Genomic DNA, 15,430 nt, shown 5'->3' with positions numbered 1-15,430 from the left:
GAATCCCATGTCCGCACACGAACCCATCGGCCACGGCCTGAATCCCGCGCAGAAAGAGGCGGTGCTGTACCTGGATGGCCCCTGCCTGGTGCTGGCCGGCGCCGGCAGCGGCAAGACGCGCGTCATCACGCAGAAGATCGCCTATCTGTTGCGCGAATGCGGCTACATGGGCCGCAACGTGGTGGCGCTGACGTTCACCAACAAGGCCGCGCGCGAGATGGACGAGCGCGTCAGGACGCTGGTGGACCGCAAGCTGGGCAAGGGTCTGACCATCAGTACCTTCCATTCGCTGGGCGTGAAGCTGTTGCGCGAAGAAGCGCGCAACGCTGGCCTGAAGCCGACCTTCTCGATCCTCGACGCCGATGACGCCATGGCGATCATCCAGGAACTGCTGGCCACCACCGACAAGGGCCGCCTGCGCCACGTGCAGGGCATCATCTCGTTGTGGAAGAACGCGCTGATGGAACCCGACGACGCCGCGCGCGAGGCCATCACGCCGGGCGACGTCGAAGCCGCCAACGTCTATCGCAGCTATGCCGCCACGCTGGCCGCCTATCAGGCGGTGGACTTCGACGACCTGATCCGCATCCCGGCCATCCTGCTGGCCAACAATGAAGAGGTGCGCACGCGCTGGCAGAACCGCGTGCGCTACCTGCTGGTCGACGAGTACCAGGACACCAACGTCTGTCAGTACCGCCTGGTGCAGTTGCTGACCGGCTCGCGCGCCATGTTCACCGCCGTGGGCGACGACGACCAGGCCATCTACGCCTGGCGTGGCGCGACCATCGAGAACCTGGCCAAGCTCACCACCGACTATCCCAATCTCAAGCTCATCAAGCTGGAGCAGAACTACCGCTCGGTGCAGCGCATCCTGGCGGCGGCCAACCAGGTGATCGAGAAGAACCCCAAGCTGTTCGAAAAGAAGCTGTGGTCGGACCTGGGCGTGGGCGAGCCGATCGTGGTGTGCGCCATGGATGGCGAGGAACACGAGGCCGAATCTATCGCCATGAAGATCTCGGCGTCGCGTTTCGAGCGCCAGGCACAGTGGAAGGATTTCGCCATCCTGTATCGCGGCAATCACCAGTCGCGCATCCTGGAGCAGGCGCTGCGCAACCTGAAGATCCCCTACACGATCGCGGGCGGCCAGAGCTTTTTCGACAAGGCCGAGGTGCGCGATATCCTGGCCTATCTGCGGCTGCTGGCCAACGACGAGGACGATCCGGCCTTCATCCGCGCCGCCACCACACCCAAGCGCGGCATCGGCCAGGCCACCTTGCAGACGCTGGGACAGTACGCGGCCAGCCGCGAGCTGTCGCTGCTGGCCGCGGTCGCCGAGACCGGGCTGGAAAGCCTGCTGGCGCCGCGCCAGCTCGAACCGCTGCGCACGTTCACCGAATTCATCCGCCGCATGCAGTGGCGCGCCGGCCGTGGCGCCACCGCCGGCACCGACGGCGCGCCGGCCGAGCCCGCCGGCGTCATCCTGGACGACCTGGTGCAGGCCATCCAGTACGAACGCCACCTGTTCGAGCTGTTCGACGAACGCCCGGCCCAGACCCGCTGGCAGAATGTGCTGGAACTGACCGGCTGGCTCAAGCGCAAGGCCGAGGAGGACAACATGTCCCTGTTCGAGCTGGTGCAGCACGTGGCGCTGGTGACTATGCTCGAACGCGGCGAGGAAGAAGAGCCGGACGCGGTCAAGATGTCGACGCTGCACGCGTCCAAGGGCCTGGAGTATCCGCACGTCTACCTGGCCGGTGTCGAGGAAGGCCTGCTGCCGCACCTGGGCAAGGACGACGAGGTTGGCGACCCGGCGCGCGCCGCCGAGAACCTGGCCACCCGCATCCAGGAAGAACGGCGGCTGATGTACGTGGGCATCACCCGCGCCCAGCGCAGCCTGCATTTGAGCTGGTGCAAGCGCCGCCGCCGGGCGCGCGAGGACCTGGTGCGCGAGCCTTCGCGCTTCATCGAGGAAATGGGCCTGGACGCCCCGGGCATCCAGGAAGACGAGACCACCGCCGCCATGAATCCCAAGGAGCGCATGGCCATGCTCAAGGCATTGCTGAAGAAGTGATGCCGCAATAAATTACAAGACCGGGAGGCGCGCGCGGGGCTATACCTGCCGCTTTGCACCATGGCGCTGACGATGAAGGACGATGTGCGTTATCGACCGGTGCCCGGTACGCCGGGCCTGGTGCTGGGCGTGGCGCGCCTGGTCGATTTCCGGTTCGAGCGGCATTACCACGTCGACTACCACATCGGCCTGGTGACCCAGGGCGTGCAGCGCCAGACCTTCCGCGGCCGCAGCACGCTGCTGGGCCCAGGGGGCATCGCCCTGATGCCGCCGGGCGAGGTGCATGACGGCGCCGGCGTGGCCGACTATGGCCATTCCCATACCCTGAACACGTTTCGCATCGCGCCAGAGCTGATGCGCGGCTTCATCGCCGAGGTTTCGGACGGCGCGCCCGACGAATGCTTCCTGGGCACCCTGATCGAAGACGCCGGCCTGGCCGCCCGCTTCGTGGCCCTGCACGCGTCATGGATGGCGGACGCCGCCGCCGGGCCGCTGGCGCACGAGGCCGCGTCGCTGGCCTTGATGGGCGCGCTGTTCGCGCGTACCGGCGTGGTGAAGCCGCAGCAGGTGCGCGGAGGCCTGTCGGCGTCCCATCTGCGGGGGGTGCTGGATTATTGCCAGGCGCACCTGGGCGAGAAGATCGGGCTGGAGGATCTGGCGCGCCTGTGCGGGCTGAGCCGCTATCAGTTCCTGCGCCGCTTCGCGCTGTCGGTGGGCCTGACGCCCCACGCCTGGCTGACGCGGCTGCGGCTGGAGCGGGCCTGCGCCACGCTGGCGCGGGCGCCGGCCTCGATCGCGCAGGTCGCGGCCGAGGTCGGCTTCTACGATCAGAGCCATTTCAACCGCGCTTTTCGCTCGGCCTACGGCGTGGCGCCGTCGGCCTACCGGCGCGCGGCCTGAGCGCGGACGGGCCGCCGCGCCAGTCCACCGCGACGAGCCTATCGCAACTGCGCCCGCAATGCCGCCAGGAAATGGTCGACATCGGCTTCACGCGTGGTGAACGAGGTGACCAGCCGCGCCACCCCCGGGCCCCAGCGGTCATGATAGAAGCGAAAGCCCTGCGCCAGCAGGCCGTCGATCGCGGCGGTGGGCAGCCGGCAGAACAGGATGTTGGCCTCGGCCGGTCCCTGCAGTTCGATGCCGGGCAGCCCCGCCATGCCGGCCGCCAGCCGCGCCGCCATGGCGTTGGCCTGGCGCGCGTTGCGCAGCCACAAGTCGTCGGCCAGATAGGCGTCCATTTGCGCCGACAGCAGCCGCATCTTCGAGAACAGGTGGCCGCCGCGCTTGCGCCGGTAGGCCAGCTCGGCGGCACGTCCGGGTTCGAACAGCACGATGGCCTCGGCGCCCAGCACGCCGTTTTTGGTGGCGCCGAACGACAGCGCCGCGACCCCGGCTTTCCAGGTCATTTCCGCGGGCGTGCAGCCCAGGCTGACCAAGGCATTGGCGAAGCGCGCGCCATCCATGTGCAGGGGCAGTCCGGCATCGCGGCAGACGGCGCCGATGGCCTGGATCTCGTCCAGCGTGTACACGCTGCCGGTTTCCGTGGCCTGGGTGATGCTGACGCAGGCAGGCGGCATCGAGTGCACGTCGCCGGCCTTGCGGCGCGCTTCCTGGGCGAGCAGGGCGGGGTCGAGCTTGGATGCGGCGCCATCGAGCAGCGCCAGACGCGCGCCGCCGCTGTAGAACTGCGGCGCGCCGCATTCGTCGTTGGCGATGTGGCTGTGCGCGTGGCACAGCACGCTGCCCCATGGCGGTGTCAGCGCCGCCAGCGCCAGCGAGTTGGCGGCCGTGCCGGTGGGCACCAGCAGCACGTCGACGTCGCGCTCGAAGATCTCGGCCAGGCGGCGCTCGACACGCAGCGTGATGTCGTCGGCGCCGTAGGCGGGAGCCTGTCCCTCATTGGCCTGTTGCAGCGCGGCCAGGATCTGCGGGCTGGCGCCGGCGGTGTTGTCGCTGGCAAAGCCCAGCTGTGGCGTGAAAGCGGTGGGGGGATGCAAAATGGAAGGCTCCGGAGAAGCAGTCAGTCCCGCACTATGTCGCGCGCCGCCGCGCCGGGCTTGTAGAAAATTGCGCCCGGCTCCTACACTGGGGCACACCCGCCGCCTCGCGCCGGGGTTGTTTCCAAGGAGCGCATCATGTGCCGCTGGCTGGCTTATACTGGGAGTCCCCTGCAAATGGAGAGCGTGCTGTTCAAGGCCAGGCACTCGCTGATCGACCAGAGCCTGCATTCGCGCATGGGCGCCACCACCACCAACGGCGACGGCTTCGGCCTGGGCTGGTACGGCAAGCCCGTGGAGCCGCCGTTCCGCTACCGCAGCGTGCATCCGGCCTGGAACGACCGCAATCTGCGCGAGGCCGCGCGCGCCATCCATTCGCCGCTGTTCGTGGCCCACATCCGCGCCGCCACCGACACGCCGGCCCAGGAAACCAATTGCCATCCGTTCCGCCACGGCAACTGGCTGTTCGTGCACAACGGCGTCATCCGCGACTATCCCTTGCTGCGGCGCGACCTGATGCTGATGATCGCGCCGGCGTACTTCGGCTCGCTGGAAGGGTCGACCGATTCCGAGGTGATGTTCCTGCTGGCGCTGAGCTTCGGCCTGGAGACAGACCCGCTGCCGGCGCTGGCGCGCATGGTCGGCGCGGTCGAGGAAACCGGCCGGCGCCATGGCGTGGCCCGGCCGATCAACATGACGGTCTGCGCGCTGGACGGCGAGCGCCTGATCGCGGTGCGCTATTCCAGCGAGCGCGATTCGCGCACGCTGTTCCATAACACCTGCGTGCGCCACTTGCGCGAACTCTATCCCGACGACCCGAAGGTCGCGGCCCTGGATGACGATGCCTTCCTGCTGCTGTCCGAACCGTTGAGCGAAATGCCCGGCGTCTGGGAAGAGGTGCCCGAGTCCACCGCCATCATCGCGGGCCATGGCCGGGTCGAGCATTATCCGTTCGTGCCGCAGCCGCCGGGCGCTTGAAGCCGGCCGCATTGCGCGGCTGGGCCACCTCTGGCGGGACATGTCCGCGCGGACCCGACGCGCCGCCATCGGGCGGCATGCGGCCGACACCGGTGGCTGGCCCGCTCAGTGCCCCGTATGCAACGCCGGGTTCAGCGTGCCCCAGGCGGCCGTGCGCACCAGCGTTTCGACCGCGCCCGTCTGCGAGTTGCGGCGAAACAGCAGCCCGTGCTGGCCCGCCAGTTCCACGGCCTTGACCACCGCGCCCTCCGGCGTCAGCACGCGTGTGCCGGCGGTGATGTAGCAGCCTGCCTCCACCACGCAGTCATCGCCCAGCGAGATGCCGATGCCGGAATTGGCGCCCAGCAGGCAGCGCTTGCCAATGGCCACCACCTGTTTGCCACCGCCGGACATGGTGCCCATGATGGATGCGCCGCCGCCGATGTCGGTGCCGTCATCGACGATGACGCCGGCGCTGATGCGGCCTTCGACCATGGAGGCGCCCAGGGTGCCGGCGTTGAAGTTGCAGAAGCCCTCGTGCAGCACGGTGGTGCCGGCCGCCAGGTGCGCGCCCAGGCGCACGCGGGCGGTGTCGGCGATGCGCACGCCGGCGGGCACCACGTAGTCGGTCATGCGCGGGATCTTGTCGACGCCGCGGATCTCCAGCACTTGCCCGGTGGCACGCAATTGCCAACGCAAGGCATCGACCTGATCGACGGCGCAAGGGCCGGCAGAGGTCCAGGCCACATTGGCCAGCACGTTGAACAGGCCGTCCAGGTTGGCGCCATGCGGCCGGATCAGCCGGTGGCTGAGCAGGTGCAGGCGCAGGTAGGCGTCGTGCGCGTCGGCGGGCGGCGCGTCGAGCGAGGCGATGGCGGTACGCACGGCGACGATGTCGACCTTGCGGCGGGTGTCGCGTCCCAGCGAAGTGGGAACGTGCTCGCCGAGCGCGGCGCGGGCTTCTTCCGGCGTCAGGTGCCGCGTGCCGCCAGCGGGCGTGTTGTCGGCCAGGGACGGACGGGGATACCAGGTGTCCAGGATGGTGCCGTCGGCGGCGATCGTGGCCAGGCCGTAGGCGATGGCGCTGTTTGCGGTTTTTTCTTGCATGGCTTCTTTGCGGGGACGTCTCTCTCGGCGCCCATTTTAGGGCCAGACTGCCGCCCGCAGGCGCCTTGATTGCCTGTCATATTTACCCGTCACCCTGGCGCAGTTCGGACGCACGCCAGGTGCGCCGACGGGTGAAACGACAATGGGAGGCCACCATGGAAAACATGCCTGAACGCGGCGCCGACACCTTGCAGCGACATATGCGCCTGCAGGAAGACCTGATCGACAGTCTGGATGAAGAGCTGGAAATGGAGCTCGACGACTGGCGCGGCGACAACGGCGACGCCAGGGGCGAGTCCTGGCACGCGCAGCGGCGTCGGTACTTCCGCGAGCTGCTGCGCCTGCAGGGGGAGCTGGTCAAGCTGCAGGACTGGGTGATGCACAGCGGACATCGCCTGGTGGTGCTGTTCGAAGGGCGCGACGCGGCCGGCAAGGGAGGCGTCATCAAGCGCATCACGCAGCGCCTGAACCCGCGCGTGTGCCGGGTGGCCGCGCTGCCCGCGCCGAGTTCGCGCGAGCGCACGCAATGGTATTTCCAGCGCTACGCTGCGCACCTGCCCGCCGCCGGCGAGATCGTGTTGTTCGATCGCAGCTGGTACAACCGGGCGGGCGTGGAGCGCGTCATGGGCTTTTGCAGCGACGCAGAGTACGAGGAATTCTTCCGCTCGGTGCCCGAGTTCGAGAAGATGCTCGTGCGCAGCGGCATCCAGATCGTCAAATACTGGTTCTCGGTGTCCGACAACGAACAGGAGTCGCGCTTCCAGAGCCGCATCGACGATCCGCTCAAGCAATGGAAGCTGAGCCCGATGGACCTGGAAAGCCGTCGTCGCTGGGAGGCCTACACGCAGGCCAAGGAAGTCATGCTGGAACGCTCGCACATTCCGGAATCACCCTGGTGGGTGGTGCGCGCCGATGACAAGAAGACGGCGCGGCTGAACTGCATCAGCCATCTGCTGGAACAGGTGCCCTACCATCCCGTGACGCATGCGGAGGTGGTGTTACCCGAGCGGGTTCACCACCAGGACTACCTGCGCCACCCGGTGCCCGAAGAGATGTTCGTGCCGGAGAAATTCTAGGCCGCAGGGTACGGCGGGCTGCTGCGTTCGCCTGCTGGCGGCGCCGGCCCGCCAGCGCGTTGCAGATTGGGGAGGCGCCTACTTGCTGCCTGGCTGTGGGCCGGGCAATTCGTTCTTGGTCCAGAGCACGAACGCGTTGAGCAGCGGGCGGAACAACGACGCGTCCAAGCCGTCCCAGTTGAATGCCTGGAGCGTCGTCTTGAACACTGTCTTGCCTGTGCTGGCATCCATGGCCTGCAACGAACCTTCGTAGTGATAGCCGCCCTTCCACCAGTTGCCCACGTCGAGGATGAGGAAATTCCCGATTTGCTTGCTGAGCAGGTTCAGCCCCAGCAAGTTCGAGACGTCTGACACCTTGTCCTGCAAATGCCAGGCAATGATCTTCTGATCGATGTCTTTTCTCGTCAGCACCTGCTCGAAGGTTCCAAGGTGCTCGATGGACGTCTGGAAGTAATCGATGGTCTCCAGGTAGCCCCAGTTGGATTTGACGTTGATGAACAGCATGCGCCGGTAGGCGGGATCAAAGCGCTCGGCGACTTCGATATCGGATGGCGCGATCCCGACGGTGGTGGAGAACAATCCCGTGGTGGCATCGGGCTTGACCGGCTTCAATGTTGCCCCGCATCCCGCGAGACTGATAAATAGAATGATCGCGATCAGGATGCGCATGTCCGGGAGTACCTGGTGGGCTGCCGTGCATGAGAGACCTGTCTTGCCGGGGCGGACGTCATGTCTTTTGCACGAGAATAGATCGGTAAGAGTGTGGATTAATAATCTATGCCGATTCCAGAACCCCGAGGGCATGGGCATGCGTATGCAAGACCGATCCGAAAAGAATGTTCCGGATCGTCACCGAAGTCGTTCTGCCGTTCCTGCGTGGCCACGCTTCGCCGCCTCATCGAGCTGGCGTGACGCCAGCTCCTTCAACTGCGGCTTCCAGAACTTACGCCAGCTCCTTGAGCAGCAGTTCCCAGAACGTCAGGCGCTGCGCCAGCGTTGAAATCAGGATGTACTCATTCAACGTATGCGCGCCGTCGCCGTCGGCCCCCAGGCCGTCCAGCGTCGGAATCCCCATGGCGGAGGTGAAGTTGGCATCGCTGCCGCCGCCGGTCATCGGCGCGTCTTCCAGCAGGAAGCCGGCGCGTTCGGCATAGCCCTGCACCAGCGCCAGCAAGGCGGTGGCTTCCTCGGTCTTCACCATCGGCGGGCGGTTCAGTTCCACGTCGATATCCAGTTCCACGTCCGGACCCACCGCGCACAGTTCACGCATGCGGCGCAGCACGTCCTCGGCCGCGCCCATGTCGGGCACGCGGAAGTCCACCACGCAGCGGCACAGGGCCGGCACCGTGTTGGTCACGGTGCCGCCGGCGATCGTGCCCACGCTCACGGTGATGCCGCGCTCATAGTCCGTCATCGCTTCCAGCGCCAGCACCTGGTGCGCCATCTCGCGGATCGCACTGCGGCCCTTTTCATGCTGCATGCCGGCATGGGCCGGACGGCCCTTGACGTTCAGGTTCAGCATGCCGGTGCCCTTGCGCGCCGTCACGCACTTGCCGCCGTTGGGGCGGGCCGGTTCGCACACCAGCGCGTACTTGGCGTTGGCGGCGAAGCGTTCGATATGGGCGCGCGAGGCATGGCTGCCGGTTTCCTCGTCGGGCACCACCAGGAAGTCCACCGGCAGTTGCGTCGCGCCGGGGCGCGCCACGCCGGCCAGCGCCGTCAGCGCCAGATAAATGCCGGCCTTCATGTCATAGCTGCCGGGGCCGTAGAGGCGGTCGCCGTCGATGCGCACCGGGTTCTCCAGCAGCGTGCCGACCGGGTGCACCGTGTCCATGTGGGCCAGGATCAGGATGCCCGGGCGGGTGTCGCCGGCGGCGCGGTTGGTGGCGTACAGCAGCGGGCCGGTGGCCGGGCCGAGCGAGGACAGTTCCACCGTCAGGCCGGCCGCGGCCGCGTAGTCGGCGATGATGCGGGCCATGGCGGCGATGCCATCGGGAAAGTTCGAGGGCGATTCGCATTGCAGCCAGCTCTGGATGCCGGCGACGAGTTGTTCAGTGCGGGAAGTGGATGACATGGCGATTCTGCTAGCGGGAATGAAAGGGGGCGTTCAGGCGACCTGCTGGCCGGCCAGGCGAGCCAGTTCGGCATCGCTCGGCATGGCGCCGTCGAACCACAGGCTGGCGCAGACGGCGGACATGGCGCGGCCATCGTGGCCGATGCCGGGCACCACTTGCAGCGTCCAGTTGAACGGCACGCCGCGGCGCTCGGCCTCCTTGCGGCCGGCCTCGAAGTAGTTGTGGGCGCGGGCGTAGCGGTGCGGGCCCTGGCGCATGGCGGCCGGTTCCGATGGCAGGTTGGGATCGTCGGTGGCGATGTCCTGGTCGCCGGCCAGGATCATCATCGGGTAGCCCAGCAGCTTGACCAGGTGGTCTTCGGTCAGGCCGACACCGTCCATGCCTTCGGGGAACGGATAGTCGAAGGTCGGCAGCGTGTACCAGCCGGGGTTGCCGGCCGCCACCGCCTTGAACGGCGCGTGCGACTGGCTGCTCATCAGGCGGTGCACGAACTGGCCGCCTGCCGAGTGGCCGAACAGATACACGTTTTCACCATCGGTGATCTCGGCGTCGATCATGTCGCGGATCACGTTGCCCACCAGCGCGTAGGTCCAGCCGTCGATGTGGCGCGGGTTGCCGCCGGCCGAGAACACGCGGCCATTGTTGTAGCTTTCCACGCCCGGCCAGATCTCGTTGGAGAAGGTCAGCGCCACGATCAGCAGCTTGTGCTTGTCGGCGGCCTCGACCCAGAAGTCGCGGTATTCGTCGCCGTTGCGCAGCACGCCGTGTTGCACGATCACCACCGGACGGTCCGGGGTGTAGCCGTAGGGGCGGTAGGTCTGCAGCTTGAACGGGCGATCGGAATTGCGATCCTCGTCGATATAGGCGATGGCGTTGCGGCCGGCATGGCCCATTTCGATGGCGATGCGGTCCACGTTGGACATGTCAGAGGGTTTCATGGCGTTCAGGCGGTGGCTTCGTTCAGATGGCAGGCCGACCAGTGGCCCGGGGATATTTCCTGCAACGCCGGCGCCTGGTCGCGGCAGCGCGGCATGGCGTGCGGGCAGCGCGGGTTGAAGGTACAGCCCGACGGTGGGTTCAGCGGCGACGGGATCTCGCCCTTGATCGGGGTGAACTTGCGGCCGCGCCGCGCCACGTCCGGCACCTCGGCCATCAGGGCCTGGGTGTAGGGGTGGTTGGCGCGCGCGAAGATCTCGGCCGACGTCGAGATTTCGACGATCTTGCCCAGGTACATGATGGCCACGCGATCCGAAATGTGGCGCACCACGCCCAGGTCGTGGCTGATGAACAGGTAGGTGAAGCCGTGCTGTTCGCGCAGATCCATGAACAGGTTGATCACCTGCGCCTGGATCGATACGTCCAGCGCCGCCACCGGCTCGTCGCACACCAGGAATTTGGGCGCCACCATCAGCGCGCGGGCGATGCCGATGCGCTGGCGCTGGCCGCCCGAGATCTGGTGCGGGAAGCGGTCACGGTATTCGGTGTCCAGGCCCACTTCGGTCAAGGCCTGGTCGATGCGCGCGGGGATCTCGGCCGGCGGCGCCAGCTTGTGCACCTTGAGCGATTCGCCCAGGATCTGGCGCAGGCGCTGGCGCGGATTGAGAGAGGCCTGCGGGTCCTGGAAAATCATCTGCACGCCCAGCGTGTAGGCCAGTTTCTCGCGGCCGCTCAGGCGGCGCGGGTCCTGGCCCTGGTACAGCAATTCGCCTTCGGTCTGGCGATGCAGGCCGGCGACCACGCGGCCCAGGGTGGACTTGCCGCAGCCGGACTCGCCCACCAGCCCGACGACTTCGCCGCGGCCGATGCGCAGGTCGACGCCATTGACGGCATAGACGGTGCGGCGGTCGATCGGGCGGCCGGCCAGGGCCAGGATGCGCTGCGCCAGATCCGGGCGCTGTTCGAAGCGCTTGTGGACGTTCCTGAGCTCGATGACAGGGGTATCGGCTTGACTCATGCTTGCTCGGCCTCGCGGGCAATCGGGACGTAACAGCGATAGCTGCGCGAACCTTCGGTGGTGACGGTGGGGGCTTGCTCGGTGCAGCGCGTGACCGCGTGGGTGCAGCGCGGCCGGAACGCACAGCCCGACGGGCGGCCGGCCAGGCTCGGCGCCATGCCGTTGATCTGGTGCAGCCGCGCGCCCGGCGCGGTGGCGCCGGGCATCGAATCGAGCAGACCGCGGGTGTAGGGATGGCGCGGCGCGTCCAGCACCTGTTCGACCGGGCCGCTCTCGACGATGCGGCCGGCATACATGACGGCGACGCGGTCGGCCAGCTCGGCCACCACGCCCAGGTCGTGGGTGATCCAGATCAGCGCGGTGTTGTGCTCGCGGCAGATCTCCTGCATGCGGTACAGGATCTGGCCCTGGATGGTCACGTCCAGCGCCGTGGTCGGCTCGTCACAGATGATCAGGTCGGGCTTGTTGAGCATGGCGATGGCGATCGCCACGCGCTGGCGCATGCCGCCCGAGAACTCATGCGGATAGCTTTTCAGGCGCTTCTCCGGCGCGGGGATGCCGACCATGGCGAGCGCCTCGCGGCAGCGTTCCAGCGCTTCGGCGCGCGGCACGTTCTCGTGCGTCAGGATGGCTTCCATCATCTGCTCGCCGATGCGCAGCACCGGATTGAGCGTCATCAGCGGGTCCTGGAAGATCATGGCGATGCGATTGCCGCGCAGCTGCCGCATCTGCTCTTCGGAGAGCTTGCGCAGATCGTTGCCCTTGAACTTCACTTCGCCGTCGACGACCTCTCCGGGCGGGTCGATCAGCCCCAGCAGTGAGAAACCGGTGACCGACTTGCCCGAGCCGGACTCGCCGACCAGGCCCACGATTTCGCCGCGGCGCACCGTCAGGTCGACGCCGTCGACCGCCAGCCATGCGCCGGCCTCGGTATGGAATGCGGTGCGCAAGCCGCGCACATCAAGAAGGACTTCACTCATCGCTTGGGGTCCAGGCTTTCGCGCAGGCGGTCGCCGACGATATTGATGGAAAGAATAAGCAACAACAGCGCAATGCCCGGGAACAGGCTGATCCAGTAGTCGCCCGACAGCAGATACTGGAAGCCGTTCGAGATCAGCAGGCCCAGCGACGGTTCGGTGATCGGCACGCCGACGCCCAGGAACGACAGCGTTGCTTCCAGCGCGATGGCGGTGGCGATCTGGATGGTGGCGAACACCATGACCGGGCCCAGGCAGTTGGGCAGCAGGTGGAACACCATGATGCGCCAGGCCGGGAAGCCCAGGTTGGCGGCGGCCTCGACGTATTCCTTGCGCCGCTCCTGCAGCGCGCGGCTGCGCATGATGCGGGCATAGTGGCCCCACTGCACCAGCACCAGCGCCAGGATCACCTTGTCGACCCCGCGCCCCAGCACCACCAGCAGCACCAGCGCCACCAGGATGGTCGGAAAGCCCAGGATGAAGTCGACGATGCGCATCAGCACGGTGTCGACCAGGCCGCCGACGTAGGCGGCCACCAGGCCGACCGCGCCGCCCACGGCGGTGGCCAGCGTCACCGCCGACAGGCCCACCATCAGGCTGATGCGCAGGCCGTAGAGGATGGCGCTGAGCATGTCGCGGCCCTGGTCGTCGGTGCCGAGCCAGGCGATGCTGCCGTCCATCAGCGCCTGGCGCGGCGCCAGGCGGCCGTCCAGCAGCGACAGGTTGGCCAGATCATAGGGATTCTGCGGCGCGAAGTAGGGCGCGAACACCACCAGCAGCACCAGGACGGCCAGGGCGATGGCTGACCCGCGCACGGTGGGGCGGGCCCGCAGTTTCTTCAGGATCGAGGCGCGCTTGGGTGTATCGGCCAGGGGCTGGACGGTACGGGTGCGGCCGGAGTTGGGAGATTGAGCCATGGAAGTTATTGAGCGGGGGTCACGAGCTGCACGCGCGGGTCGAGCGCGGCGTACAGAATGTCCACGACCAGGTTGATGACGACGAAAATCAGGGTCACCAGCATCACGTAGGCGACCACCACGGGGCGGTCGAGCTGGTAGACGCTGTCGATGAGCAGCTTGCCCATGCCGGGCCAGGCGAACACGGTCTCGGTGATGGTGGAATAGGCGATCAGGCTGCCGAATTCCATGCCGATGACGGTGACCACCGGGATCAGGATGTTGCGCAGGATGTGGCGGCGCACGATGCGGCCGGGCTTGATGCCCTTGGCGCGCGCGAATTTCACGTAGTCCTGGCTACGGGCCTCGACCACGCCCGAGGCGGTCAGGCGCAGCACCAGTGCGATGTTGGCCAGCGCCAGGTTGATGGCCGGCATGATCAGGTGCGCCCAGCCGTCGGCCGTCAGGATCGACAGGCGCACGCCCAGCACCGTCACGGTGTCGCCCCGGCCGGTGGCGGGCAGCCAGCCGAGCCAGACCGCGAACAGCAGGATCAGCATCATGCCCTGCCAGAAGTTGGGCAGCGAAAAACCCAGCACCGACGACGACATGATGCCGCGGCCCAGCGGTTCATCGCGGTACAGGCCGGCCACCAGGCCCAGCGGAATGCCGATCACACAGGTCAGTCCGATGGCCACGATCACCAGTTCGAAGGTGGCGGGGATGCGCTGCACGATCAGCTCGATGGCCGGGATACCGTGCACGAACGAGGTGCCCAGGTCGCCGTGCAGCGCGCGCCACAGGAATCCTGTGTATTGCTGCCACACGGGCAGGTCCAGGCCGAGGCGGGCGATCATCGCCTCGCGCGCCGCCTGGCTGGCTTCGGGGCTGACCAGCAGTTCGATCGGGTCGCCCACGGCATACACCGCGAAGAAGACCACGACCGAGACGGCCAGCAGCACGAACAGACTCTGGATCAGTCTGCGTAGGATGAAAAGGGCCACGTGATATTTCCTTGGTGGGCTCGGGGGGTTGCAGGCGCCGGAACGGCGATCTTATTGGGCGGGCCTGGCCGACATGGCCAGGGTCAGGGACTCTTGCAGCCGCTTTTGGCGCGCGGCCGGACCGACGGCGGTCGGGGCGCGCTTGGGGAAGTAGACCGATCGCGTCATCGCGTCCGCGGTGGTCTTGATGCCCACGCGCGACAGGTGCTGGGCCTTTGCCAGCGTACAGGTGGATAACGCGCTGTGGATGAAAACGTTTGCGGACATGCTGCTTCCCTTGGCGGTTTTTATATGAGGCGGCGCGCCATCGAGGGCGCGCCGCGCGCGGCATCAGACGATGGGTTGCGCCAGCCGCACCACCGTGACCCCGGCCCGCAGGTTGGCGGTCGACGGCATGATCAGCACGCAGTCATCGTAGGGCGTGGTCACCGGCTCGCCTTCGGACCAGCCGATGAGGGTGCCGGCGCGCGCCAGCGTCTCCAGGCCCTTCCAGGGCTCGGCGAAACGGAAATCGGCGCTCTTGGCGGCGATGGCGTGGGTCACGCGCAGCGCGCGCTGGGCGCTGGCCTGCGGCGCGAACCAGGCGGCGGGCAGGTCGGCCTGGTCGACCGTGCCGGCGGCCACCAGGAAGCGCGCCATCTGGTCGAGCGCCACGCTGCGCGCCTCGGGCGCGCCATGGAAGCCGCATTCGATCAGCAGCGAACGGGTGCCGTTGTCACCGGCCTCGCCGAAGCGGCCGTAGTCGCGCATGCGCACGCCAGCGGCGTGGCCGGCGTCGGCGATGATGGTGGCGGGGTTGCCCAGCGACAGGGCCAGGTCGATGTTGCGTTGTTCCAGGCCGGTCAGCTGCAGCGGCACGTCGGAATTGCTCATCGAGTGGAAGTCCAGCAGCCAGTCGGCCTGCGCCACCCATGGACGCAGGGCGGCGGCGCGGCGGCGTTCCTGGCTGATGGGCTGGGCCAGCTTGTCGTCGCTCCAGACCCGGTTCATGTCCTCATCGACGAAGCGCGCCGGCGCGTAGTTGGCCGGATCGAAGCGATCGAACGCGGCCAGGTTGCAGAATGCCAGCGTCAGCGAGCCGCGGCGCGGTCGCAGGCCGGCGGCCAGCGCGTCCTTCAGGGCCCAGGCGCCGCACAGTTCATTGCCGTGGATCAGCGCGCTGAGGATCACGCGCTTGCCCGGCACGCCGGTGTCGAAATGCCAGACGCCGGGGGTATCCGTGTTGCCCACGCGCTCGGCCGCCAGATCCGGACAGGCGAGCAGGAAAGGGCGCGGACGGGACGCGGTAGGGGACGAGGACATGGGAACTCCGATCA

Annotated in this window: 15 protein-coding genes; 4 read left to right on the top strand and 11 right to left on the bottom strand. The window is 67.4% G+C overall.

Annotated features, from left to right (window positions below; translation table 11 throughout):
* Positions 1-7 precede the first annotated feature (7 nt).
* Together HV701_RS04830 and HV701_RS04825 are read left to right on the top strand one after the other, a co-directional pair.
* Complete coding sequence (locus tag HV701_RS04830; RefSeq protein WP_175131930.1) at positions 8-2,071, top strand: UvrD-helicase domain-containing protein; 2,064 nt, start codon at positions 8-10, stop codon at positions 2,069-2,071.
* Positions 2,072-2,143: 72 nt separating this feature from the next.
* Positions 2,144-2,971 (top strand): AraC family transcriptional regulator, encoded by an 828-nt coding sequence (locus tag HV701_RS04825; RefSeq protein ID WP_175131981.1) that lies wholly within the window; start codon positions 2,144-2,146, stop codon positions 2,969-2,971.
* Positions 2,972-3,009: 38 nt separating this feature from the next.
* Here the strand turns inward: HV701_RS04825 and HV701_RS04820 are convergent, their stop codons facing one another.
* The gene (locus HV701_RS04820) at positions 3,010-4,071 is read right to left on the bottom strand and encodes a threonine aldolase family protein (RefSeq protein ID WP_419761637.1); all 1,062 of its coding nucleotides are present in this window, start codon (positions 4,069-4,071) and stop codon (positions 3,010-3,012) included.
* A 135-nt stretch (positions 4,072-4,206) separates the two neighbouring features.
* Here HV701_RS04820 and HV701_RS04815 point away from each other — a divergent pair, with 135 nt between their 5' ends.
* Entirely contained in the window at positions 4,207-5,046 is an 840-nt protein-coding gene (locus tag HV701_RS04815) for a class II glutamine amidotransferase (protein WP_175131928.1), read from the top strand.
* A 105-nt stretch (positions 5,047-5,151) separates the two neighbouring features.
* On the opposite strand, the gene dapD is transcribed toward HV701_RS04815, so the two are convergent.
* Entirely contained in the window at positions 5,152-6,132 is a 981-nt protein-coding gene (dapD, locus tag HV701_RS04810) for a 2,3,4,5-tetrahydropyridine-2,6-dicarboxylate N-succinyltransferase (RefSeq protein ID WP_175131927.1), read from the bottom strand.
* Between the two features lie 164 nt (positions 6,133-6,296).
* Here dapD and ppk2 point away from each other — a divergent pair, with 164 nt between their 5' ends.
* Positions 6,297-7,208, top strand: coding sequence for a polyphosphate kinase 2 (ppk2, locus tag HV701_RS04805; RefSeq protein ID WP_419761636.1), 912 nt, complete (start codon positions 6,297-6,299; stop codon positions 7,206-7,208).
* 78 nt (positions 7,209-7,286) lie between these two features.
* On the opposite strand, the gene HV701_RS04800 is transcribed toward ppk2, so the two are convergent.
* The 9 genes from HV701_RS04800 to HV701_RS04760 all read right to left on the bottom strand — a co-directional run bounded on the left by HV701_RS04800 (position 7,287) and on the right by HV701_RS04760 (position 15,416).
* Entirely contained in the window at positions 7,287-7,877 is a 591-nt protein-coding gene (locus HV701_RS04800; RefSeq protein WP_175131925.1) for a hypothetical protein, read from the bottom strand.
* 274 nt (positions 7,878-8,151) lie between these two features.
* Complete coding sequence (locus HV701_RS04795; RefSeq protein ID WP_175131924.1) at positions 8,152-9,282, bottom strand: M20 family metallopeptidase; 1,131 nt, start codon at positions 9,280-9,282, stop codon at positions 8,152-8,154.
* A gap of 33 nt (positions 9,283-9,315) precedes the next feature.
* On the bottom strand, positions 9,316-10,221 hold the full coding sequence (locus tag HV701_RS04790) for a prolyl oligopeptidase family serine peptidase (protein ID WP_175131923.1): 906 nt from the start codon (positions 10,219-10,221) through the stop codon (positions 9,316-9,318).
* Between the two features lie 5 nt (positions 10,222-10,226).
* Entirely contained in the window at positions 10,227-11,237 is a 1,011-nt protein-coding gene (locus HV701_RS04785) for an ABC transporter ATP-binding protein (RefSeq protein ID WP_175131922.1), read from the bottom strand.
* A complete protein-coding gene (locus tag HV701_RS04780) occupies positions 11,234-12,217 on the bottom strand; it encodes an ABC transporter ATP-binding protein (RefSeq protein ID WP_175131921.1) in 984 nt (327 codons plus the stop codon). Before HV701_RS04780 ends, HV701_RS04785 begins: the two co-directional genes overlap by 4 nt.
* Entirely contained in the window at positions 12,214-13,131 is a 918-nt protein-coding gene (locus HV701_RS04775; protein ID WP_175131920.1) for an ABC transporter permease, read from the bottom strand. Before HV701_RS04775 ends, HV701_RS04780 begins: the two co-directional genes overlap by 4 nt.
* 5 nt (positions 13,132-13,136) lie before the next feature.
* Positions 13,137-14,114 carry an ABC transporter permease gene (locus tag HV701_RS04770; RefSeq protein ID WP_175131919.1) on the bottom strand — a complete coding sequence of 326 codons (978 nt, stop codon included), beginning with the start codon at positions 14,112-14,114 and terminating at the stop codon, positions 13,137-13,139.
* A gap of 51 nt (positions 14,115-14,165) precedes the next feature.
* Positions 14,166-14,381: a hypothetical protein gene (locus HV701_RS04765; RefSeq protein ID WP_175131656.1), complete on the bottom strand. Its 216-nt coding sequence runs from the start codon at positions 14,379-14,381 to the stop codon at positions 14,166-14,168.
* A gap of 63 nt (positions 14,382-14,444) precedes the next feature.
* The gene (locus HV701_RS04760; RefSeq protein WP_175131918.1) at positions 14,445-15,416 is read right to left on the bottom strand and encodes a M14 family metallopeptidase; all 972 of its coding nucleotides are present in this window, start codon (positions 15,414-15,416) and stop codon (positions 14,445-14,447) included.
* Positions 15,417-15,430: the final 14 nt, after the last annotated feature.

The sequence above is a fragment of the Achromobacter pulmonis genome (assembly GCF_902859765.1).
GTDB lineage: Bacteria > Pseudomonadota > Gammaproteobacteria > Burkholderiales > Burkholderiaceae_B > Achromobacter > Achromobacter pulmonis.
The sequence above is the reverse complement of the archived record's forward strand: the minus strand, read 5'-3'. Positions and strand labels throughout refer to the sequence as shown.

What these genes read in the sequence shown, in the direction of transcription:
- HV701_RS04815 (WP_175131928.1), top strand. Translation starts at nt 4,207, where the DNA reads ATGTGCCGCTGGCTGGCTTATACTGGGAGTCCCCTGCAAATGGAGAGC.
- HV701_RS04830 (WP_175131930.1), top strand. Translation starts at nt 8, where the DNA reads ATGTCCGCACACGAACCCATCGGCCACGGCCTGAATCCCGCGCAGAAA.
- HV701_RS04765 (WP_175131656.1), bottom strand. Translation starts at nt 14,381, where the DNA reads ATGTCCGCAAACGTTTTCATCCACAGCGCGTTATCCACCTGTACGCTG.
- dapD (WP_175131927.1), bottom strand. Translation starts at nt 6,132, where the DNA reads ATGCAAGAAAAAACCGCAAACAGCGCCATCGCCTACGGCCTGGCCACG.
- HV701_RS04790 (WP_175131923.1), bottom strand. Translation starts at nt 10,221, where the DNA reads ATGAAACCCTCTGACATGTCCAACGTGGACCGCATCGCCATCGAAATG.
- HV701_RS04825 (WP_175131981.1), top strand. Translation starts at nt 2,144, where the DNA reads ATGAAGGACGATGTGCGTTATCGACCGGTGCCCGGTACGCCGGGCCTG.
- ppk2 (WP_419761636.1), top strand. Translation starts at nt 6,297, where the DNA reads ATGCCTGAACGCGGCGCCGACACCTTGCAGCGACATATGCGCCTGCAG.
- HV701_RS04795 (WP_175131924.1), bottom strand. Translation starts at nt 9,282, where the DNA reads ATGTCATCCACTTCCCGCACTGAACAACTCGTCGCCGGCATCCAGAGC.
- HV701_RS04775 (WP_175131920.1), bottom strand. Translation starts at nt 13,131, where the DNA reads ATGGCTCAATCTCCCAACTCCGGCCGCACCCGTACCGTCCAGCCCCTG.
- HV701_RS04760 (WP_175131918.1), bottom strand. Translation starts at nt 15,416, where the DNA reads ATGTCCTCGTCCCCTACCGCGTCCCGTCCGCGCCCTTTCCTGCTCGCC.
- HV701_RS04785 (WP_175131922.1), bottom strand. Translation starts at nt 11,237, where the DNA reads ATGAGTCAAGCCGATACCCCTGTCATCGAGCTCAGGAACGTCCACAAG.
- HV701_RS04800 (WP_175131925.1), bottom strand. Translation starts at nt 7,877, where the DNA reads ATGCGCATCCTGATCGCGATCATTCTATTTATCAGTCTCGCGGGATGC.
- HV701_RS04780 (WP_175131921.1), bottom strand. Translation starts at nt 12,217, where the DNA reads ATGAGTGAAGTCCTTCTTGATGTGCGCGGCTTGCGCACCGCATTCCAT.